Annotated in this window: 19 protein-coding genes; 11 read left to right on the plus strand and 8 right to left on the minus strand. The window is 69.1% G+C overall.

The features are described 5' to 3' along the window. A partial coding sequence (locus ACRDPS_RS04520; RefSeq protein WP_431500431.1) for an AurF N-oxygenase family protein occupies window positions 1–986 on the minus strand: 986 nt, incomplete at its 3' end. Window positions 987–1,068: 82 nt separating this feature from the next. Then, window positions 1,069–1,782, minus strand: a complete 714-nt coding sequence (locus tag ACRDPS_RS04525) for a DUF2470 domain-containing protein (protein WP_431500432.1) — start codon at window positions 1,780–1,782, stop codon at window positions 1,069–1,071. A 188-nt stretch (window positions 1,783–1,970) separates the two neighbouring features. Between ACRDPS_RS04525 and ACRDPS_RS04530 the strand changes: the two genes are divergently transcribed. Continuing rightward, window positions 1,971–3,038, plus strand: a complete 1,068-nt coding sequence (locus ACRDPS_RS04530) for a class I SAM-dependent methyltransferase (RefSeq protein ID WP_431500433.1) — start codon at window positions 1,971–1,973, stop codon at window positions 3,036–3,038. Between the two features lie 28 nt (window positions 3,039–3,066). Here the strand turns inward: ACRDPS_RS04530 and ACRDPS_RS04535 are convergent, their stop codons facing one another. Continuing rightward, window positions 3,067–4,257, minus strand: coding sequence for an MFS transporter (locus tag ACRDPS_RS04535; RefSeq protein WP_431500434.1), 1,191 nt, complete (start codon window positions 4,255–4,257; stop codon window positions 3,067–3,069). Window positions 4,258–4,411: 154 nt separating this feature from the next. Between ACRDPS_RS04535 and ACRDPS_RS04540 the strand changes: the two genes are divergently transcribed. Then, window positions 4,412–6,262: an AMP-dependent synthetase/ligase gene (locus tag ACRDPS_RS04540; RefSeq protein WP_431500435.1), complete on the plus strand. Its 1,851-nt coding sequence runs from the start codon at window positions 4,412–4,414 to the stop codon at window positions 6,260–6,262. A gap of 19 nt (window positions 6,263–6,281) precedes the next feature. Then, window positions 6,282–6,554, plus strand: a complete 273-nt coding sequence (locus tag ACRDPS_RS04545) for a hypothetical protein (protein WP_431500436.1) — start codon at window positions 6,282–6,284, stop codon at window positions 6,552–6,554. Window positions 6,555–6,595: 41 nt separating this feature from the next. Here ACRDPS_RS04545 and ACRDPS_RS04550 read toward each other — a convergent pair whose 3' ends face one another. From ACRDPS_RS04550 to ACRDPS_RS04560, 3 genes are all read right to left on the minus strand, one after another. After that, window positions 6,596–7,006: a hypothetical protein gene (locus ACRDPS_RS04550; protein ID WP_431500437.1), complete on the minus strand. Its 411-nt coding sequence runs from the start codon at window positions 7,004–7,006 to the stop codon at window positions 6,596–6,598. Then, window positions 7,006–7,620 carry a nucleotidyltransferase family protein gene (locus tag ACRDPS_RS04555; RefSeq protein WP_431500438.1) on the minus strand — a complete coding sequence of 205 codons (615 nt, stop codon included), beginning with the start codon at window positions 7,618–7,620 and terminating at the stop codon, window positions 7,006–7,008. Before ACRDPS_RS04555 ends, ACRDPS_RS04550 begins: the two co-directional genes overlap by 1 nt. Before the next feature lie 75 nt (window positions 7,621–7,695). After that, a complete protein-coding gene (locus ACRDPS_RS04560) occupies window positions 7,696–8,172 on the minus strand; it encodes a DUF4383 domain-containing protein (protein WP_431500439.1) in 477 nt (158 codons plus the stop codon). Window positions 8,173–8,222: 50 nt separating this feature from the next. On the opposite strand from ACRDPS_RS04560, the gene ACRDPS_RS04565 reads away from it, so the two are divergent. The 3 genes from ACRDPS_RS04565 to ACRDPS_RS04575 all read left to right on the plus strand — a co-directional run bounded on the left by ACRDPS_RS04565 (window position 8,223) and on the right by ACRDPS_RS04575 (window position 10,742). Next, on the plus strand, window positions 8,223–8,810 hold the full coding sequence (locus ACRDPS_RS04565; RefSeq protein WP_431500440.1) for a TetR/AcrR family transcriptional regulator: 588 nt from the start codon (window positions 8,223–8,225) through the stop codon (window positions 8,808–8,810). A gap of 100 nt (window positions 8,811–8,910) precedes the next feature. After that, entirely contained in the window at window positions 8,911–9,780 is an 870-nt protein-coding gene (locus ACRDPS_RS04570) for a ribonuclease HI (RefSeq protein ID WP_431500441.1), read from the plus strand. A 44-nt stretch (window positions 9,781–9,824) separates the two neighbouring features. Beyond that, window positions 9,825–10,742, plus strand: a complete 918-nt coding sequence (locus ACRDPS_RS04575) for an amidohydrolase family protein (protein WP_431500442.1) — start codon at window positions 9,825–9,827, stop codon at window positions 10,740–10,742. A 24-nt stretch (window positions 10,743–10,766) separates the two neighbouring features. On the opposite strand, the gene ACRDPS_RS04580 is transcribed toward ACRDPS_RS04575, so the two are convergent. Then, a complete protein-coding gene (locus ACRDPS_RS04580) occupies window positions 10,767–11,882 on the minus strand; it encodes an MGDG synthase family glycosyltransferase (RefSeq protein WP_431500443.1) in 1,116 nt (371 codons plus the stop codon). A 114-nt stretch (window positions 11,883–11,996) separates the two neighbouring features. On the opposite strand from ACRDPS_RS04580, the gene ACRDPS_RS04585 reads away from it, so the two are divergent. Further along, on the plus strand, window positions 11,997–14,369 hold the full coding sequence (locus ACRDPS_RS04585; protein ID WP_431500444.1) for an Eco57I restriction-modification methylase domain-containing protein: 2,373 nt from the start codon (window positions 11,997–11,999) through the stop codon (window positions 14,367–14,369). A 50-nt stretch (window positions 14,370–14,419) separates the two neighbouring features. On the opposite strand, the gene ACRDPS_RS04590 is transcribed toward ACRDPS_RS04585, so the two are convergent. Continuing rightward, entirely contained in the window at window positions 14,420–15,268 is an 849-nt protein-coding gene (locus ACRDPS_RS04590; protein WP_431500445.1) for an acyl-CoA thioesterase domain-containing protein, read from the minus strand. 134 nt (window positions 15,269–15,402) lie between these two features. Here ACRDPS_RS04590 and ACRDPS_RS04595 point away from each other — a divergent pair, with 134 nt between their 5' ends. The 4 genes from ACRDPS_RS04595 (at window position 15,403) to ACRDPS_RS04610 (ending at window position 20,875) form a co-directional block, all read left to right on the plus strand. Then, window positions 15,403–16,785 (plus strand): NAD-dependent succinate-semialdehyde dehydrogenase, encoded by a 1,383-nt coding sequence (locus ACRDPS_RS04595; RefSeq protein ID WP_431500446.1) that lies wholly within the window; start codon window positions 15,403–15,405, stop codon window positions 16,783–16,785. Window positions 16,786–16,832: 47 nt separating this feature from the next. Continuing rightward, window positions 16,833–17,591 carry an alpha/beta hydrolase family protein gene (locus ACRDPS_RS04600; protein WP_431500447.1) on the plus strand — a complete coding sequence of 253 codons (759 nt, stop codon included), beginning with the start codon at window positions 16,833–16,835 and terminating at the stop codon, window positions 17,589–17,591. Between the two features lie 102 nt (window positions 17,592–17,693). After that, window positions 17,694–18,383, plus strand: coding sequence for a hypothetical protein (locus tag ACRDPS_RS04605; protein WP_431500448.1), 690 nt, complete (start codon window positions 17,694–17,696; stop codon window positions 18,381–18,383). Window positions 18,384–18,667: 284 nt separating this feature from the next. Then, window positions 18,668–20,875 (plus strand): DEAD/DEAH box helicase, encoded by a 2,208-nt coding sequence (locus tag ACRDPS_RS04610; RefSeq protein WP_431500449.1) that lies wholly within the window; start codon window positions 18,668–18,670, stop codon window positions 20,873–20,875. Window positions 20,876–20,944: the final 69 nt, after the last annotated feature.

Here is a 20,944-nt window from a genome sequence, read left to right on the forward strand (position 1 = left end):
CCGAGCGCTCGCCACGCCCAGCCGGTCAGTGGCGTACGCAGCCCGAGGTTGTCGAAGAGCATCCGCACGTCGGCGAAGAGATGCCGCCGGAACGCGGCGGCCTGAGGTCCAGAGCCCCAGACCTCGCGAACGACCGAGTCGGGCAGGCCCATCAGGTCCCGGTCGGCGCGCGAGGGGATGATGATCGCGTCGGAGCCGATGCGCATCGCCAGAGGGGTGAGCAGGCCGAGGGCGACGCGGGAGACCGGGTTGAGGTCAGGAGCGTGCTCCTCGAGCCAGGCGTGCGCGAACCCGATGTGGCGGGCCTCCTCGGCGATGTGGATTGCCATGATCCGATCGAGGAGCGGGTGGGTGCCTCCGGAGCGCATGACGTCCTTCTGCACGTGGTCGATCGGCTCCTCGCCGGCCAGGATGATGGCGAAGAAGAGGGCCGGGTAGAGCCCGCCGAGATGTCCCACGAGGGGGATGATCCGCATCAGCCATTCGGGTGCGCCGGCGACGTCGGGGCAGGCCCGGTTGGTGAACTCCTGGAACATCTGGATGTGGTGGGTCTCCTCGGTGAGCTCGTGCATGAAGTAGCGGAACTCGGGGTCGCCGTTGTCGACGCCCATCAGGAACTGGGTGCCGCCGAGGAGCAGCAGCTGCTCGAACTGGGAGCCGGTCTTCACGATCGCGGTCAGGCGGTGCCGGCCGACCTCGATCTGTCGGGCCCTCGACAGGGACTGGTACCACGGGTGGGCGCCGAGCAGATCGAGAGGCGGCAGGATCCAGCGCTCGTCATCCGCGCCGAAAGCCATCTCGGGGGCGTCCCAGTCGATGTCCTTGAACGCGTTGAAGTACTTCTCGACCGATGCCTCCGACAACGTACGCAGCGTCTCGTCATACGCCTGGCGGCCGTGTGGTCGGGGCGCTATCACCCGGGCCGGGGTGCTGGCGACCGCACCCATGTAGCCACCGATCGAGCGGAGTGTCTGCTGCACAACCATCTGAGCCTCCTTGCGTGCCGTTGATACGTCACCAAGGTACATGGGATCTGTGTCCCGGGAACAGGTCCTGGGCGTGTCCCGCTCAGCAGATCTCGGCGGCGAGGGCCTTGCGTACCCCGGTGATCAGGTCCTCCGGCGTCCGGGCCCGACGGTCGAAGGTGGTGCGCGCGGTGTGTGCGCCCTGCTCGTCGACCCACTGGAACTCGAACCCGTCGGCACAGAGTCCGGTGATCTGGGCGGCGAGGACGCTGTCCACCGGGACGTACGACCTGGTGGCGACCACCTCGCGAAGATCGTCGCCGTGGTGGTTGTTGAGGTGATCCTGGTTGCGGTGGAGCACGCCGTCGTTGAGGTCGAGACCCGGATCGGTGAAGGCGTCGAGCGGGATCCGGGTGGCCTCGCCGCCGGGGTGGATGAGCATCACGTTGGCGACGTCCATGACGACCTCCTCCCACTCCGTCTCGCAGCAGGTGCAGGCATCGGTCCGCATCCAACGGAGCGTGCCGGTGAGCCGGACCGCGTCGCCACTGCCGAGGCGATGTGTCGAGCCTGTCGAGATGCGATGTATCGAGCCTGTCGAGATGGCGCCCTGGAGGACCAGCACCACGTGGCTGCCGCGGCGGCCGGCGTACGCCATGCGCTGCTCGGGCGGACACAGGAAGGTCGGGCGTCCGCCGTCGTCGGCGAACCCCTGCATCTCCAGCTCCTCCATCGAGTAGGGGATGCCGTCGATCACCACGCTGCCCCCGCGGGGGCAGGACAGGATGCTGCGGGCAGTGCGGGCGGTCGTATCCATGGCACCTCCATGTTTAGGTAAGGCTTACCTAAACATGATCGGAGTGGATCGAGCAAGAGACCCTGCCCACATCGGGTGGCGCGCCACTTCAGATCGTGAACTATCCGGCATGTCGGGGCGGGGCTAGCGTCGAGGTGATCCGGCCGACCGGCCGGACCTTCTCGGGCTCACGAGAGGGGGATTCACCAATGACCGTCACCGATGTTGACACCGACAAGCTGATGGCCTTCGTCTTCAGGGCAGTCGACGAAGTGGGCGCCACGCTCAATGCCGCGCTGGTCGTCATGGGCGACAAGCTCGGCTACTACCGCGACCTTGCCGCCAACGGCCCGTCCACGGCCGAGGAGATGGCGCGGCGTACCGGCACCGTCGAGCCCTACGCCAGGGAGTGGCTGCGGGCGCAGGCTGCCGGCGACTACCTGACGTACGACGCCGAGACCGACCGCTTCACGCTTCCCGCCGAGCAGGCGGTGGCGCTCACCGTGGAGGACAGCCCGGCCTTCCTGCCGGGGTTCTTCCAGATCGCTCTGGGGACCGTGCACGACACCGCGCACATCATCGAGGCGGCGCGGATGGGCACGGGTGTCGCCTGGGGCGACCACGACACCGACGTGCACAACGGTTGCGAGCGCTTCTTCCGCCCCGGCTACAACGCCAACCTCATCCCGGCCTGGCTGCCCGCGCTCGAGGGCGTGGTGCCGAAGCTGGAGGCAGGTGCGACCGTCGCCGACGTCGGCTGCGGTCACGGGGCCTCGACGATCCTGATGGCGCAGGCCTACCCGCGCTCGACCTTCGTGGGGTACGACACGCACGGCCCGTCCATCGAGATGGCCCGCAAGCGCGCCGCCGACGCCGGCGTCGCCGACCGGGTGCGCTTCGAGACGGCCACGGCCCAGTCGTTCGGTGGTGAGGGCTATGACCTCGTCACGATGTTCGACTGCCTGCATGACATGGGCGACCCGGTGGGGGCCGCCCGTCAGGTTCGCGCCCGGCTTGCCGACGGTGGCACCTGGATGGTCGTCGAGCCGAAGGCCGGCGACCGGGTGGAGGACAACTTCAACCCCGTCGGCCGGGCCTACTACGGCTTCTCGACGCTGTTGTGCACGCCCGGGTCGGTCTCTCAGGAGGGCGCCGCGGCGCTCGGCACGCAAGCCGGTCCCGCCCGGATCCGGCAGGTGACCGGCGACGGCGGGTTCGGCTCCTTCCGGACGGTGGCCGAGACGCCGTTCAACCTGGTCTACGAGGTCAGGGCCTGAGGCCGCTCGCAGCCGTGGGATCGTCTGGTCAGACCCTGACCAGACGATCTCGCCCGGCGACCATCGCCGAGACCACCAGCCCGGCGGCGGCGAGCCAGACCGGGATCATCGCCAGGGTCCAGGAGCCGGTGGCGCCCTGGATCAGTCCGACCAGGAACGGGCCGGAGGCGCCGACGATGTACCCGAGCAGCTGCATCATCGCCGAGAGCCGGGCCGCGACGTGGTCGTCGGCGCTGCGCAGGACCAGGATCGTGAAGGCGTACGAGATGCCCATGCCCTGCACGATCCCGCCGGCCACGCACCAGACCGGCCACAGGCCAGGGGCGACGACGAGACCCAGAACCATGACCAGCCAGGCCACGCCGATCGTCACGCCCAGGGCGCGCTGGTCGCGCCCTCGGTGGATCAGCACCGGCACCAGCAGGGTGCCGGGGATGCCCAGGACCTGGAAGAGCGACATCGCGAGGCCGGCATCGGCCAGGCTCAGCCCGGCCGTGTCGCGCAGCAGCGTCGGCATCCAGGCGGTCACCGCGTAGTAGGTCACCGACTGCAGTCCGAGGAAGGCCGTGACGGCCCAGGCGACCGGATTCGTACGCAGCCCCGTGCCCGTCCCGCGCGAGCGCGGCGCCGTCGGGGTCGTCGGGCCGGAGAGTGAGCGGCGCCCCTGGGCGGCCGGCCGGGCCAGCGCCACCGCTGCCACCACGCCCAGGACCGCCCACACGGCGAGGGCATGTCGCCAGCCCAGCCATACGGCCAGCGCCGGGGTCAGGGCGGCGGCGAGGGCCGCGCCGGTCGACAACGACGCGGTCGAGACCCCGGTGATCCGTCCCGCCGCCGACCCGAAGTCACGTTTGATCGCGACCGGCATCAACACGTTGCCGACCGTCATCGCCAGGCCGAGGAGAACGGTCGTGCCCAGGAGCAACCAGGTGCCGGCGTACGGGCGGATCACGGTGGCCAGTGCGATGACCAGACAGCCGAGGAGCAGCGCCCGATAGATCCCCAGCCGGCGGCCCAGCCACGCGGCTCCGGGGGCGCCGAGCGCGAAGCAGAGGACCGGAAGGCTGGTCAGCAGCCCCGCCGCAGCCGATGACATGTGCAGGTCGGCGCGGATGTCGGGGAGCAACGGGGAGACCGCCGCGATCGATCCGCGCAGGTTGAGGCCCACCAGGAGGATCACGGCGAGCAGGCCGTACCTGAACCCGGTCTCTCGACCCATGGACTCGTTCCTCCTGCCGTAGGTCGAGGGCTCGGTCCGACCATGAAAATAGCGCGGACGGGGTCTTGTGCCGTCACCGGCACGTCCCTACGGTCGAGGCAACCACAGGTTGTGACCCGAGTCACAGATCAACAGATCGAATAGGAGCGCCATGATGCCCGACGTTCTCGCCGACCGCGCCGCCCTCGAGTCCCAGATCGGCGACCGGACCATGGTCGACGTGCTCGCCGAGGTGGTCGCCGAGCGCGGCGCCGAGCCGGCCTTCTCCGACCGGCACACCGCCGACGGCACCGGCTGGCGCACCCTGACCTGGGCGGAGCTGCACCAGCAGGCTCGCGCGGTCGCCGCCGCGTACATCGAGGCCGGTCTCGAGCCGGGGGAGTCGGTCGCGATCATGGCCGCCAACCGCGTCGAGCACGTGATCGCCGACCTGGCCACGGTGCTCGCGGGCGGTGTCCCGATCAGCATCTACAACACCCTCGCGCCCGACCAGGTGGGCTATGTCGCCGAGCACGCCGACCCGCGGATCGTGGTGCTGGAGACCGACGACCACGTCGCCCGCTGGGCCCTCGGCCTGAAGCGGGAGGAGGTCGTACGGGTGGTGACGATCGACACCGCGGTCGAGGACGATCCGCGGGCCGTCACCTGGGATGACTTCGTGGCCTCTGGCGCCGAGGCGCTGGCCGGCGTCGGCGACGAGCTGGACGCGCGCGGCGCCGCGGTCACCCCCGACGACACGGTCACGATGCTCTACACCTCGGGCACGACCGGGCAGCCCAAGGGCGTGGTGCTCACCCACCGCAACATCGTCTTCGAGACGACCAGCTCGCTGGCGACCTCCGGCGTCGAGGAGCCTGGGGTGCTGGTCTCCTACCTGCCGTTCGCGCACATCGCCGAGCGGGTCCTGAGCCTCTACATCCCACAGTTCAACGGCGGCCACGTCTACCTCGTCCAGGACCCCGCGCTGCTGCTCGGCACGCTCCAGGAGGTGCACCCGACGAGCTTCTTCGGGGTGCCGCGGGTGTGGGAGAAGATCCGCACCGGCGTCACCGCGCTGCTCGCCGCGGAGACCGACGAGGCCAAGAAGGCCGGCATCGAGAAGGCGATGGCGGTCGGGCTGGCCTACGTCGAGTCGCAGCAGACCGGGCAGACCACCTCACCCGAGCTGCAGGCGCAGTTCGAGCAGATGGACGCGGCGGTGCTCTCGACGATGCGCGCGCTGCTCGGTCTCGACAAGGTCGAGTGGGCGGCCAGCGCGGCCGCGCCGATGCCGATCGAGGTGACGAGGTTCTTCGCCGGGCTGGGGCTCAAGATCTACGACGTCTACGGGATGACCGAGACCACCGGCGCGGCCACCGGCAACGGACCGGACGGGTTCCGGCTCGGCACCGTCGGCCGTGCCCAGCCGGGGATCGAGGTGCGGATCGGCGATGACGGCGAGATCCTGTTCCGCGGTCCGATCATGACCCCTGGCTACGTACGCCGTCCCGAGGCCACCGCAGCGCTCTTCGACGCCGACGGCTGGCTGCACACCGGCGACATCGGCTCGCTCGACGAGGACGGCTTCCTCACCGTGGTCGACCGCAAGAAGGAGATGATCATCAACTCCGCCGGCAAGAACATCGCCCCCTCCAACATCGAGAACCTCCTCAAGGAGAGCCCGCTGGTCGGGCACGCGATGGTGGTCGGGGACGGCCGTTCGTACGTCGTCGCCGTGCTCACCCTCGACGGCGAGGTCGCGCCCGTGGTCGCCGCCAAGCTCGGCGTCGAGGCCGGCTCGCTCGCCGAGCTGGCCCAGCACCCGACGATCCGGGGTGCCGTCGCCAAGGCCGTCGAGGCCGCCAACGCCCGTCTGTCCCGTCCGGAGCAGGTCAAGGCCTTCGAGCTGCTCAGCGAGGAGTGGACCGCCGAGTCAGAGGAGCTCACCCCGACCCTGAAGCTCAAGCGGCGGGTGGTGAGCAAGAAGTACGCCGACGTCATCGACGGGCTGTACGTCGAGGGGTGAGCCGATTCAAGGAGAAGGCGTGCGGTCTCGGAGTCTCGACTACACCCCGCTGACGGAGCGGGCGGGGCTGCGGGGTCGGTTGAGGACGGTGGCCGGCGACAACCTGCTGGTGATCGGCATGACCGTCGGCGTACTCCTGACCGCGGCACCGCATCGGGCATCCCGATCCCGCAGCTCGCCGAGGGTCGTACGCCCGGCGAGCGACCGATGGGTGACCGATGGGCGCGCTCGGGGCGATCGGGCCCACCGTGGCCCTGATCGTCATCGGTGCGCTGGTGATCGCGCGCGCTGAGTCAGACGCGATCTCTCTCGTCCGACCTGCTGACGCTCGACCTAGCCGGTTGCCTGGATCTCGTCGGCGAACGCCATGACCGTTTCTGCTTGCCTGATCGCGGCGGTGAGCTTGGCGTCGGACACGGCCTCGGCCATGTATTGGATCTCCGTCTTGCGGCTGACGACACGCTGGAGTGCTGTCGCGGCCTTCTCTGAGCCCTTGATGGTGCGGAGGAGCGTGTGTGCCTGGGTGTGCTCGCCCTTCCAGACCTGGCCGAGCCGTAATGCGCACGCCGCGTCGGCGGCGGCGAATGCGGCGAGGATCGCTGATGAGGTCGCCGCCGCCCGCTGATAGTCGTCGGTCGCGGACATCTGAGTGATCTCTGCCTGTTCGAGGAAGGCGCGGGCGGCCCTGAGTCGCGTACGGCCATAGGTCTTGTCGACGTCTCGTGTGCTTGCTCGCTTGGCCATCAGGCATGCCGTCCGTGGATGAGCTTCAGGCCGCTGCCCGACAGCGTCATCATCGATGAGGTCACGATGGGGTCGTTGCGCTCTACGGCCGCGGCAAGCTCTTCGGGATCGAGCGCGACGACGTCGCAGGAGTTGCCGGTCCACAGCACGATCCTGTCTCGAAGATCGGCGACCTGATCTTCCCAAAGGTCCGTGCTGTCATCGGCGAGTGCAGGGCGGACGATCAGCAGGTCGATGTCTGAGTCTGCATCCGAGGAACCCTGTGCGACCGAGCCGAAGAGCTCGACGGTGATCGGCGGGATCTGCCAGGCCTGGGTCACCCGGGTGATTCGCTCGGACAGTGCCTGCCTCGCGGTGAAGAGTCCCTCCACGCTTGGCCAAAGCAGGTGCTCGCGGTTGGCCCTGTAGGTGAATCGCGACCCCACCCGCTCTTCGAGAACTATGCCCTGGTCGACCAGCCGCCCGAGTGTCTTGCGGATGCCGGCCTCGCTCGCTCCTTCGGCCAGATTGCCGATCTGCGAGCGGGTCAGCGGAAGGTCCACGCCCGCGAGGGCGCGGAGCACAGGCCCTTCCAGCGTTGGAGTGACAACTCGAAACGGTGCGGAGAAGTCCACGCGGAAAGCGTACTATCGTACGCATCGACGCACAATAGTACGCGCTTGGCTGGCTCGGTTGGTCGAGTGCTTCCGTCAACCCACGGTCGGACGGCGCAGGTCGGCCATGGTTGTGGCCCAGCCGCCGTCGCGCCGGATCTGAACGACCGCGATGACGACGAGGACGGCAGCGGTCGTGAAATGGATGATCGCGTCCGTGACGTTGTCGGGCATGTGCATGACCAACATGACCTGCGGCGAGATGAGCGCCCAGATCCCGGGGACGGTGCCGGCGAAGGCCGCGGCCAAGAGATAGAGCACCGACCAGGAGTTGCGGCGGCACAGGAACAGGCCGGGCGCGAACAGGGCGATGCCGGCGACGGCGTGCCAGCCGTTGTAGTCCATCCCCAGCACCTTCTGCGTAGGTGCGTGGTGGCCGATCTCGAAGCTCGGCTCGGCGATGAACCCGGCGGTCGCCCACAGGACATGCACGACGCAGATCACCAGGACCGCCCACTGGGCGAACGTCCACCGCCTGCCCGATCGGGTTTCTTGATAGATCGTTCTAGTCATATATTGACCATAGACCGTCACGCCGACGGGCGCTACCGGAAAGATCGCCGATGACCAACACCCGTACGCGGATCCTTGATGCCAGCACCGAGCTCTTCCGTCGGCAGGGCATGTCCGGCACCGGCCTGAAGCAGATCGCTGAGGTGGCCAAGGCGCCGTTCGGCTCGATCTACCACTTCTTCCCCGGCGGCAAGGACGACCTGGCGGGTCAGACGATCCGTCGCGCCGGTGGCGAGTACCGCGACCTGGTCCTGGCCTTCTTCGCCGACCCCGATGACCTGGTCGCCAGCGTCGCGACCGCCTTCACCGCCGCCGGCCAGGTGCTGGAGGAGACCGAGTACGCCGATGCCTGCCCGATCGCCACGGTCGCGCTGGAGGTCGCGAGCACCAACGAGACGCTCCGGGTGGCCACGGCCGACGTGTTCACCGACTGGATCGAGGTCGGCACGACCTACATCGAGCGATATCAGGTCGCGCCCGACGTCGCCCGCCGCCTCATCATCGGCTTCATCACGAGCCTCGAGGGCGCCTTCGTCCTGGCTCGCGCGCTGCGCTCGACCGAGCCGCTGGAGGCGGCCAGTCGCAACGTACAGGCTTCGGTGCGGGAGGCCATGGAGACCGAGCCGCCGGAGCGGTGAAACGTGCCGACGATGTTCGCTCATCGGTCGGTGGTCTAGACATTCGGACCGGTGGGGTAACGTCACAACTGGCTTGTTCGGGCGAGTCAGGAGGTCTGCATTGCGTTGCTTCATCGTCGTCAAAGAACGCAGCGACGAGGGGGAGTGGGACTGGGTCCTGGTCGGTCCCGGCATGCAGGCAGCCGGATCGCTCGGCGCCCGCGGGATCGAGGACGCGATCATCGCCGCGGTCGGGGCTGCGTACGACTCGCTTCAGACTCTCGCCCCGGTGCAGGTCGTGGTCGCGCTGCCGTCCAATGCGCGCTTCTGGATGCTGACCGACGAGATCGCGCACGCCTACCCGGGGGTCAGCGTGGTGCCTGTCACCGATGCCGACGCCGGGATCCGGGCGGAGGCGGTCGAGGCGCTGGCCATCCACCGGACGGGTCCGCTGCCGCCGCTCGTGGTGGCGACCGACGGATCGGCGCACCGCGGGTTCATCGGGTGGGGATGGCTCGCCGTCGACGGTCAGCACGGTTTCGGCCGGCAGGTGCCCAACGCCCGCATCCGGGATCCGCAGTCGCTGGTGGTCCTGGCCGAGCTGCAGGCGATCGCGGAGGCGGTGCGGGCGCTGCCGCGCCGCACGCTGACCATCCGGACCGACTCGCGGGTCGCGCTCGCGCTGATCAAGGACTGGCTCAAGGGCGACCTGTCGATGCCCAAGGGTTATGAGACCGAGCATCGCGCCGAGCTCGCCGGACTGACCCGGATGCACGACGAGCTGTGTCGCGAGGCCGAACGGCTCTCCTTCGAGTGGGTGCGCGGCCACGTCGGAGATGCGCTCAACGAGGGCGCCGACTCGCTGGCGAAGCTGGCTCGGCGCTTCGCCGAGGGGACCTGGGGACTGACCGCCGACGAGGTGCCTGGGAGGGCTCGGGCGATCGCGGAGACGTTCGCTGTGCCTACCACTTCGGGCTCCGCTTCAGCCTGACCGGTGACCTCGGGGCCCGCCTCCGCCGGGTAGGTTCGGCTGTCGTGAATCCTCCTGCGGTCACCATCGCCCCCGACGAGCCGGCGCAGATCCGCGCGCGGCTCGATGCGCTGGGGCTGAACGGCATCTTCGACGTACACACGCACTTCCTGCCCACCCGGATGCTCGACAAGGTCTGGGCCTATTTCGACGCGGTCGGTCCGTTCACCGGGCGGCCCTGGCCGATCGCCTACCGGCACTCGGAGGAGGAGCGGCTCCGGGTGCTGCGGGGCCTCGGCGTACGCCGCTTCTCTGCTCTCACCTATCCCCACAAGGCTGGGATGGCGGCATGGTTGAACGAGTGGGGTGCTGAGTTCGCGGCGGACAAGCCGGACTGTCTGCACTCGGCGACGTTCTTTCCGGAGCCGGGTGCCGGCGACTATGTGCGTGAGGCGATCGAGGCGGGGGCGAGGATCTTCAAGGCGCACGTCCAGGTCGGCGACTACGACCCGGGATCGCCGCTGCTGGACCCGGTGTGGGAGGAGCTCTCGCAGTCGCGTACGCCGCTGGTGATCCATGCCGGGCACGGACCCGCTCCCGGGCGGTTCACCGGGCCGGCAGGCATCGAGGCGTTGCTTCAGCGCTATCCCGACCTGGTGCTGATCGTGGCGCACATGGGACTGCCTGACTACGGGCGGTTCCTGGACATGGTCGAGAAGTACGACGGTGTGCATCTGGACACGACCATGGCCTTCACGGCGTTCACCGAGGAGTCCGCACCATTTCCGGCCGCCGAGCTGCCGCGGCTGGGAGCGTTGGGGGACCGGGTGCTGTTCGGGAGCGACTTCCCGAACATCCCCTACCCGTATCTGGAGGCCGTCGACGCAGTCCTGGGGCTTGGGCTCGGGGACCAGTGGGCTCGCGGGGTGCTCCACGACAACGCCGCACGACTGTTCGGCTCCTGGAGATCGCTCGATCTCTAGGAGCCGTGTCGCCGGCAGCCCCGCCTAGGCGACCGCTGTCTCGAAGGTGTCGTCGGTGAGGATCCGGACGATGTCGGGGACCCCGAGGGCGAGCCGGTTGAACCGGGGCGACTCGGCGGCGACGACGAGGTGCTTGGCGAGCTCGATCTCGTCGCGGGCCCACGGGATCAGGCCGGCGCGGTCCAGGTTGGCCGAGTTGGCGGCGCCGTGACCCGAGATCGAGCGGTAGGTGATCACCGGGGTCCCGGAGGCCAGCGCCTCGAGCGAGGTGAAGCCGCCGGCGTTCTGGACGACGCAGTCGCTGGTCGCCATCAGAGCACGTACGTCGGTGCGCCAGCCGAGCGCGACGACGCCAGGGATCCGTTCCAGGCGGCGCTTGAGGTGGGGGTCGGTCGCGCAGAGCACCACCGGGGTCATGTCGCTGTGCTCGAGGATGTCGCGGGCGGTCTGCTCCAGCGCACCGGCGCCGAGCGAGCCACCGGTGACCAGTGCCCTCGGGCCGATGAGGCCGAGGTCGGAGAGAGGGTCCGGAAAGGTCTGCCCGGGGACGTACGCCGCACCCGGCGGGACGACGGGCCGCACCACGGCGGCGTTGCCGCCGAGCGAGCGCGCCTCCCGGGCGGCGACCTCGTGGATGGCGAGGTTGAGATCGATGCCGGGGTTGATCCAGAGCGCCGGGACCGCGGCGTCGGTGAGGTAGGTGACGGCGGGCACGGCGAGCGCGCCGGTGGAGCGGAGGTGGCCGATGACCTGGGAGCAGAACGGGTGGGTGGAGATGACCAAGTCGGCGCCGTGAACGGCGGCGGTGATGTTGCCGGTGGAGAGGCGAAGGAAGCGGTCGAACGGCCGATGGAGGGGACGTCCGGGCATGGCCAGGCTCATCGTCGTGCCCCATGAGTCCGGGCTGACCTGGAGCTGGACCTGGTAGCCGACCTTGAGCGCGCGTCCCAGGCGCCAGGGCATCAGATCGACGAAGTCGAAGATCTCGACGTCGCATCCAGCACCTCCCAGTGCTCGCGAGATCTCACGGGAGGCGGAGTTGTGGCCGGCGCCGTAGCTCGCCGAGATGATCGCGACGCGTGGTGTCGTTCCGGGCCGGATGCGAAGGAGGGGCCCGAGCCGCTCCGAGTCGATGGACATGCGCCGGATTCTGTACGGATGGTGTGACGCGGTGGTGAACGGGGGCACCCTGACGGCTCACTCTTCATCGTCGATTCGTCTCCTCGAACCTGGTGGCGTTCTAAGGTTCATCCTGTGATCACCGCCCGGGCACTGCGCACTCGAGCGCGGTCCGCGGTCGCCGATCTGGGTGGCGGGCCATCGGCGGTGGCGGCGGTGATGCGCCGAGTAGTGGCCGACTTCGCCGAGGCGCGGGGGATGCCGATCACCGAGGCTGCTCTGGACGAGGCGGGGCTGCTGGTGTTGCCGGACGCGGCGGACCGTCCGACGCGAGATGATCCGCAGTCGGACTATCTGTTCTTGGAGCAGATAGTCCCGGCCGGAACGTTCTCGGGCGGACCGTTCTCAGGCGGACCGTTCTCGGACGGACCGATCTCCGACGGAAAGGGCCGTCTGGGGATCGAGGAGATCGGCTATGTCTACGAGGCGCTGCTCGAGGTCTCCTCGCGGCGCGACAACGGCGCCCATTACACCCCTCCCGAGCTGGCCGACGAGGTGGTCGCGCACACGTTGGCACCGGTCGCTTCCCCGGAGGCGACCGTGGTCGACATCGCGGCCGGGACCGGAGTCTTCCTGCTCGCGTCCGCCCGGTATCTGGCGTCGGCGTGTCAGGTGCCGGTGGCCGAGATCGTCAGTCGATGTGTCTACGGTGCCGATATCGACCCGGTCGCGGTCGACATCGCCAAGCTCTCGCTCTGGCTGCTCGGTGCGGACCCCTCGTTGCCGCTGACCTTCCTCGACGACCGGATCCTGTGCGGCAACTCGCTGGTCGGGCTCGTCGACGAGGAGCAGCTGCCCGCGGGCGTACGGGACCAGGAGGCGTACGCCGATGCCATGGTCGCGGTAGCGCTGCCCTTGGGCGGCCGCCCGGGGAGACGGCTGGAGGAGGCGTACGCCTCTCTGGCCCGCTGCCGGCGACTGCCGGTGCCCGCCGTGCGGCCGATCCACTGGGCATTGGTCGCTCCCGAGGTGATGGCGCGCGGTGGCTTCGACGCGGTGGTCGGCAACCCGCCCTACCTTGGAGTCAAACGTGTGCGCGACGCGATCGGGCAGGAGCTGCGGGACTATCTCGCGCACACGCTCGCCGCGGGTACGACGAGGCGAGCCGACTACGTCATCTACTTCCTGCTCCGCGCCGCCGCCTTGAGCCGCGGCGAGATCGGGCTGATCACGACCGACTCGATCAGCGAAGGTGACACGGCCCGGTTCGGGCTCGGCGCGCTGTTGGATCGAGGCTGGCAGGTCGCCCGTGCGGAGCGGTCGGCGCCGTGGCCGACCGCCGGGGTACGGTTCGCGAAGATCTGGCTCACCACGCGACCGCTCGGCTCGGCATGGCTGGACGGGCGCCCCGTCCCGGCGATCACGGGGACGCTGGAGGACGGTCTTCCGCACCCGGAGCCCGCGCCGCTGGACCTCGATGTCCCGCTGCCGCACGGCTATCAGGGCACGATCGTGCTCGGGCGTTCGCTCGTGCTGGCGCCGCCCGCCGCGGAGATCCTCGGCCGCGGCCCTCTCGGGCATACCGTCCGGCCCTATCTGAGCGGCGAGGATCTGGTCACGCCGTGCGGTTCGGTGGCCTCCCGGTTCGTGCTCGACGTCGGCGGTCTGGGGCTCGAGGAGCTCGCCGAGGACCCCCGGATCGCGCGCCTCGTGAGGACGCAGGTGCACGGCGAGCGTCGCCGCCAGTTCGCGAAGTACCCCCAGCTCAAGGAGCGCTGGTGGGGCTTCCTCAGCCCGGTCGACGAGCTCTATCGCGACGCCGCCGGGTTGTCGCACGTCATCGCGTTCAGCAAGCACAGCAAGCATCTGTGGCCCGTGCTGGTCGGTGCCGATCACGTTTTCTCCAACGGCTTGGTCGTCTACCCGACGCAGGATGCGGCTGCGTACGCGTTCCTCGCCTCCGACCTGCACCGGGCCTGGGCCGTACGTGCCGGCGGCACCATGCTCAACACCGCCTACCGCTACAACCCGTCGCGGCTGCGTGCCACCTACCCGTTCCCCGCCGATCTCGGGCCGCTGCGCCCGGCCGGCGATGCGCTCCTCGCGTCCCTGGCTCGGGTCGGCGACGAACGCCGGCTCGGCATCACCGGAGTCCTCAACCTCGTCGGCCACCCCGACGTACGCGACCCCGCCACAACCGATCTCCGCCAGGCCATCGCCGACGTCAACCACGCGACCGCCCGTCTCCACGGCATCGACGAGTCCCTCGCCACCCCCGACCTGACCCCCTCCGGCTTCGGCCTCACCCCGCCCCGCCAGCGCGCCCTCATGGCCGCCCTCATCGACCAGAACCTGACCCTCGCCGAGGCATCACGACCGCAGGCCGAGGCGTCACAACCGCAGGCCGAGGCGTCACGACCGCAGGCCGAGGCGTCACGACCGCAGGCCGAGGCGTCACTTCTGCAGGCCGAGAAGTCACTTTTGCAGGCCGAGAAGTCACCGCGCTGACTTCTCGGCCTGCAAAGGTGACCTTTCGGCCTGCAGAAGTGACTTCTCGGCTAGACGGGGGTGGCGGGACCACCTTCGACAGGAGCGGTGAAGTCGACGGTGCGCTTGGCGTTGGCGAGGGCGGTGACGGTGGCGGTGCCGATGGTGCCCTCGCGGTCGAAGACCTCGGCGGTGCCGACGGAGATGCCTTCATGGGCTACGTGGTCGATGGTGGCGAGGCCGACCTCCATCCCGGACGGGCGGCGGGCGAGGGCGAGGGAGATGTCGGTGTTGATCCACTCGACGCCGTTGCTGCCCCAGTTGGTGACCATCGAGGTGGCGTCGGCGATGGAGGCTACGGTCTGGAACGGCGTCATCGGCTCGCCGGCCACGGTCGGCACCGCGACCTGCCAGGTGATGTGCCGCCCGCCGTTCTGGTGCCGGCCGAAGTCGTCGGACCAGCCGCTCTCCGAGACGAAGAAGGGTACGTGCGGCTCGGTGGTCGGCGGAGCCACCTCGAGCGGCGGGGGAGTGGCGCGTTCGGTGGCTGACCAGACCTCGCCGGCGGGGTTCTCGCCGGTGCGCAGGTAGGTGCAGGTGGCGCGCGCGACGACGCGCTCCTCGCCATCGCTGGAGTGCTGGACCATCTCGGCATCGAGCAGAGCGATGCGGGGGCCGTTGCGTACGACGCTCGTCCGGATCCTCGTCCCCACCATCCGCGGCGGCCGGAACAGGTCGACGTGGTAGCGCGCCGGCACGAGCTCGGCGGCACGTCCGAGCCCGTCGATCTGATCCTCGAGCCCGCGGGCGATCAGCCCGCTGGCGGCCACCCCGTGCATGTGGTCGTCGGCCCACATGCTGCGAGCCATCTGCGTCGGCTCGAAGCCATCATCTGTACGCCGGAAGAAAGCAAGTTCCATGAGGTCAATACTAGAACGTGTCCTATCTGCGGATTCAGTTGTGAAATCCGGAAATGAGTAACGATTTCATCTGCCAAACCACCAAAAAACCACGTAGCATCGCTCGGGACACGCCCCGATCGAAGAGGATGACGATGAGCACCACACCTCCCTACCAGGTGACCGACCCCGCCACGGGCGAGGTGATCGAGACCTTCCCGTTCGCCACCGACGCCGAGGTGGAGGCCGCGATGGAGCGGTCCAAGAAGGCGTACGCAGCCTGGCGCTCTACCCCGATCGAGGAGCGTTCCGTGATCGTGAAGCGGGCCGCGGACCTCTTCATCGAGCGCGCCGCGGAGCTCGGGAAGATCATCCGCAAGGAGATGGGCAAGAAGGCCTCGGCCGGCGCGGAGGAGGCTGAGTTCTCCGGCGAGATCACCGCCTACTACGCCGACAACGGATCGGCGCTCCTCGCCGAGACCGACCTGCCCGGCCACGAGGGCAAGGCCGTCATCCAGCGCCTCCCGCTCGGCCCGGTGCTCGGGGTGATGCCGTGGAACTTCCCCTACTACCAGGTCGCCCGGTTCGCCGCGCCCAACCTGGTCGCCGGCAACACCGTCCTCCTCAAGCACGCCGAGAGCTGCCCGAGGTCCGCTGCCGCGATCGCGCGGATCTTCGCGGACGCGGGTCTTCCGGACGGCGTCTACCAGAACCTGTACGCCACCCATGACCAGATCGCCACGATGATCGGTGACTCGCGGGTCCGGGCGGTGTCCCTGACCGGTTCGGAGCGGGCCGGCACTGCGGTGGCCGAGGCCGCGGGACGAAACCTGAAGAAGGTCGTCCTCGAGCTCGGCGGCTCCGATCCGTACATCATCCTCGACTCCGACGACATCGATGGTGCCGCCGAGACCGCCTGGGCGTTCCGGATGGAGAACGCCGGCCAGGTGTGCAACGGCAACAAGCGGATGATCGTGAACGAGGGCGTCTACGACGACTTCGTCGCGGCGCTCACCAAGCGAGCCACCGCGATGAAGCCGCTCGATGGCGAGGACGGCGACGAGACCGTCTATTCACCCCTGTCGACACGCCAGGCCGCCGAGGCGCTGCGCGCCCAGATCGAGGACGCGGTCTCCAAGGGCGCCACGCTCCACGCCGGTGGCGAGATCTCCCAGGGACCTGACGCGTTCTTCGCCCCGGCCGTCCTCACCGGCGTCACCCCGCAGATGCGCGCCTACACCGAGGAGCTCTTCGGCCCGGTCGCCGTCGTCTACAAGGTGAGCACCGACGAGGAGGCCGTCGAGCTGGCGAACGTGGTCGAGTACGGTCTCGGCGGCGCCGTCTTCTCCACTGACGAGGCTCGTGCGATCGCCGTGGCCCAGCAGCTCGACGTCGGCATGGCCAACGTGAACACCCCGGCCGGTGAGGGCGCCGACATCCCCTTCGGCGGCACCAAACGCTCCGGTTTCGGCCGCGAGCTCGGGCCGCTCGGGATCGACGAGTTCCTCAACAAGCGGCTGTTCTACGTGGAGCGCTGAGCACGGAGGGGCTGAGCCGGCCACGGAAGTCTGAAAGAATCCGATGCGTGACTGAGAAGGTGACCTTCAAGAGTACGTCCGGACCCATGCTGGCCGGTCTCATCGATGAGCCCGAGGGCGAGGTGCGTGGTTGGGGCGTGTTCAGTCACGGCTTCACCCTTGGGAAGGAGTCGCCGGCCGCGGCGCGGATCTGCAAGCAGCTCGCCGCCGAGGGCATCGGGATGCTTCGGTTCGACAACCTCGGGCTCGGTGACTCCGAGGGTGACTGGGGCGACGGATCGTTCACCCACAAGGTCGCGGACACCGTCGAGGCGACCCGCTACATGTTCGAGCGCGGCACCCCGGCCGAGCTGCTCGTCGGGCACTCCTTCGGCGGAGCGGCGGTCCTGGCCGCGGCGCCCGATGCCATCGGCGTCGATGCCGTGGCCACCGTCGCCGCCCCCTTCGAGCCCAGCCACGTCGAGCACAACTACGACTCGGTCCTGGCACGGGTCGCCGAGGAGGGCCACGCCGAGTGGATGGCCGGTGGCAAGTCGCTGACTCTGCGCAAGCACTTCGTCGATGACGTACGCCGCGCCGACCTGCGGCAGCGGATCATGCAGCTCAAGAAGCCGCTCCTGGTCATGCACAGCCCCACCGACACCACGGTCGGCATCGAGAACGCTTCCGACATCTTCAACACCGCCCGCCACCCGCGGTCCTTCGTATCGTTGGAGGGCTCCGACCACCTGCTCACCAAGCGTGGCCAGGCTCAGCGCGCGGCCCGGATCATCTCGGCCTGGGCGGATCAGTACCTCCTCGACTGAGCCCCACGCCCGAGTCCTCGCCGGTCACGTCCGTGGGCGCACCCCTCCGATAGGTTCGAGGCACCAGTCGACGGCGCCGTCGGCGACGGACCCGGAGGGCAGATGAGCAAGAAGCCGAAGTTCCCGATCAAGGAGCTGATCAAGGCCGGTCCGGCAGCGCCGCAGGTGCTCGTCGGCCACCTGGTCGCCACGCAAGGGCCGGAGATCGCCAGGAAGGTCGGCGAGGACCGGGCGATGCCGGACTTCGAGATCGAGACGTACGTCGATGAGCTGGTCAAGCGGCACCGCAGGCTCGCCCGTCTCCAGGGCGCCGGTGGCGGGGCGATGATCGCCGCCGCTGAGCTTCCCGCGGTCATCGGCGGTCCCGGAGCGGTCGTGGCCGCCGCCGCGACGGCGATCCTGGGTGACCTGGTGGCCCTGGCCTGGATCGAGCAGCGCCTGGTGATGCACATCGCCGCGGCGTACGGCCATGATCTCGAGGATCCCGCCCGCGTCGGTGAGTTCCTCGGCCTGGCCGGGGTCGAGATGCTCTTCGATGGCGGTGGGACCGCGGCCGGTGCCGCGGGTGGCCGGTTCGGCGTACGTGCGGCCTCACGCTGGGCGGCGAGCAAGACCGTCGCGGCCACGAAGTCGATGGCTCAGCTGGTCGGAGCCAGGGTGGCCCGGCGAGTCGGCCTGCGCGCCATCCCGGTGCTCAACATCCCGCTCGGTGTGGTGCTCTCCGACCGCGCCACGAACCGTCTCGGCAAGCGCGCACGCGAGTTCTACCGGGCTCATCCGCGGTCTGTCTGACCGGTCTGTCTGATCGATTGACAGAAAACGCGGAACGAGACTTCCGCTAACGGGTGTGCGACGGGTTACACTCGCTTCAAGCGCCCGGCTCGTGGACGTTCGTCGTGGGGACCGAACGCGTCACCAGCCCGGTCGATGAGGCGCCGATCGCGCGTATCCGCTCTTTGAGCGTGGTCGTCAGCCGCCCGCCATCGATCTGCGTGAGCCCTGGGAGGGCGACCGGCCGAAAAGGGTCGGCTTTTGGACATGTCCACTCACGTGTGGGTGGCCCAAGGAGGATTCAGTTGGCTCAGGGAGCCGCTACCCGGCGCAACAACCGGTCCGGCCGTTCGCGTAACAACGGCAGCTCCGGCAAGTCCGGGCAGAACAATCGCCGCAAGGGCGTCCACAAGGACAACGAGGGCATCATTCCGGTCCTCGCCCAGGTCGTGCGCGAGGTGGAGTCGTCGGTGCAACGTCGCTCCGCCATGCCCGATGTGCGCACCAAGTTCCAGGTCGTGGCGCTCCTCGCCCGCGACGAGCGCCACCGCGTGCTCGAGGACGAGACCCTCAACGAGGGCCGCCGCGCGGAGCAGCTCAAGCGGCTGGACGGTATCGCCACCATCCTCGCCAAGACCGCGACGATGGACTCGCGCCTCTTCGAGCTCCTCGCCGAGGACGCCGAGATCTCCGACGCCGCGCTCGACCTCAAGCACGAGCTGATGACTCGCGGCGGCGTCGATGTTCCCGAGGACGACGAGGTTGAAGAGGACGAGACGCCGGTCGTGGTGATCCCCGACAAGCGCGTGGTCCCGACCAGCGTCGTCCAGCGCCAGCTCTCCAACCCGTTCCTCACCCCCGACTTCACCAACGCTCGCCCGCCGGTGCACGCCCGCCGGCTCGCTGGCTGGGAGCTTCTCGGGCCGCTGTTCAGGAGCTTTGAGTACGCCGACTCCGGGCCGTCTTGCATGGCATTGCCCGAGCCGCCCGCCTACGGTCCGGGGCATGTCGACGCGCCCGGTACCCGCGAGCTCATGCACCACCAGGCACAGCTGGTCGCCTCGGCAGCCGAGGGTCACCGCAGCTATCTGCTCGCCGACGAGCCCGGCCTCGGCAAGACCGCGCAGGCGCTGCTCGCCGCGGAGGCGGCCAACGCCTACCCGATGCTGGTCGTCGTACCCAACGTCGTGAAGACCAACTGGGCGCGCGAGGTCAATCTCTGGACGCCGTCGAAGAAGGCGACCGTCGTGCACGGCAACGGCGAGGACATCGACGGTTTCGCCGACATCATCGTGGTCAACTACGAGATCCTCGACCGGCACGTCCGCTGGCTCGGAGACTTCGGCTTCAAGGGCATGGTCGTCGACGAGGCACACTTCATCAAGAACAAGTCCTCGCAGCGCTCCCAGCACGTGCTGGCCCTCTCGGAGAAGATCCGGGAGCGTACGGCGAACCCGCTGCTCATGGCGCTCACCGGCACCCCGCTGATCAACGACATCGAGGACTTCCGGGCGATCTGGCAGTTCCTCGGCTGGATCGACGACGTCAAGCCGCTCAACGGCCTGCTCGAAGGTCTCGAGGAGACCGGGCTGACGCCGCAGGACAACAGCTTCTACGGGGCCGCCCGACGAGTGGTCGTCGGCCAAGGCATCGTGCGCCGTCGCAAGATCGACGTCGCCAGCGACATCCCGGCGCGGCGTGTGGCCGACCTCCCGGTCGAGCTCGACGACGCCGAGGGTCGCTCGATCCGAGCCGCCGAGGCCGAGCTGGCCAAGCGGATGATGACGCGCTACGACACCGCGCTCGAGACCCGGGTGACCGGCGCCAAGCCGGCCGCCGGCGAGCTCGACCTCGACCTGATCCGTCGCGTCGCCACCTGGGAGCGCGAGGACCAGGACGCCTCCACCGGCGAGAACGTCTTCGGCATGATGCGCCGCATCGGCCGGGCGAAGGCCACCTTGGCCGCCGACTACGCCGCCCAGCTGGCGCGCAACGTCGGCAAGGTCGTCTTCTTCGCCAAGCACATCGAGGTCATGGACACCGCCCAGAAGCTCTTCGAGGAGCGCGGTATCCGCTACTCCACGATCCGTGGCGACCAGACCGGCAAGGCACGCGAGAAGGCCATCGACGAGTTCATGAACGACCCCGAGGTCGAGGTGATCGTCTGCTCGCTCACCGCCGCCGGCGTCGGCGTCAACCTCCAGGCCGCCTCCAACCTGATCCTGGCCGAGCTCTCCTGGACCGACGCGGAGCAGACCCAGGCGATCGACCGCGTCCACCGCATCGGGCAGACCGAGCCGGTCACCGCGTGGCGCATCATCGCGAGCCAGACCATCGACACCCGGATCGCCGAGCTGATCGACTCCAAGGCCGGCCTCGCGGCTCGCGCGCTGGACGGCTCGGACGAAGAGGTCACCGACTCCGCCGACGTACAGCTCGAAGCCCTGGTCTCACTCCTCACCGACGCGCTCCAGAAGCGCGAGGCCGGACGCAAGGGCCGCCGCGCCGCCTGACCCCCGCCGAGAAGTCATCTCTGCAGGCCGAGAAGTCACTTCTGCAGGCCGAGTGGGCACCCACCTGCC

The sequence above is a fragment of the Nocardioides sp. genome, assembly GCF_050699375.1.
Lineage (GTDB): Bacteria > Actinomycetota > Actinomycetes > Propionibacteriales > Nocardioidaceae > Nocardioides.

Bases quoted from the DNA above. Each gene is read 5' to 3' on its own strand.
- ACRDPS_RS04525 (WP_431500432.1), bottom strand. From the start codon at position 1,782: ATGGATACGACCGCCCGCACTGCCCGCAGCATCCTGTCCTGCCCCCGC.
- ACRDPS_RS04530 (WP_431500433.1), top strand. From the start codon at position 1,971: ATGACCGTCACCGATGTTGACACCGACAAGCTGATGGCCTTCGTCTTC.
- ACRDPS_RS04535 (WP_431500434.1), bottom strand. From the start codon at position 4,257: ATGGGTCGAGAGACCGGGTTCAGGTACGGCCTGCTCGCCGTGATCCTC.
- ACRDPS_RS04540 (WP_431500435.1), top strand. From the start codon at position 4,412: ATGCCCGACGTTCTCGCCGACCGCGCCGCCCTCGAGTCCCAGATCGGC.
- ACRDPS_RS04550 (WP_431500437.1), bottom strand. From the start codon at position 7,006: ATGGCCAAGCGAGCAAGCACACGAGACGTCGACAAGACCTATGGCCGT.
- ACRDPS_RS04560 (WP_431500439.1), bottom strand. From the start codon at position 8,172: ATGACTAGAACGATCTATCAAGAAACCCGATCGGGCAGGCGGTGGACG.
- ACRDPS_RS04565 (WP_431500440.1), top strand. From the start codon at position 8,223: ATGACCAACACCCGTACGCGGATCCTTGATGCCAGCACCGAGCTCTTC.
- ACRDPS_RS04580 (WP_431500443.1), bottom strand. From the start codon at position 11,882: ATGTCCATCGACTCGGAGCGGCTCGGGCCCCTCCTTCGCATCCGGCCC.
- ACRDPS_RS04590 (WP_431500445.1), bottom strand. From the start codon at position 15,268: ATGGAACTTGCTTTCTTCCGGCGTACAGATGATGGCTTCGAGCCGACG.
- ACRDPS_RS04595 (WP_431500446.1), top strand. From the start codon at position 15,403: ATGAGCACCACACCTCCCTACCAGGTGACCGACCCCGCCACGGGCGAG.
- ACRDPS_RS04605 (WP_431500448.1), top strand. From the start codon at position 17,694: ATGAGCAAGAAGCCGAAGTTCCCGATCAAGGAGCTGATCAAGGCCGGT.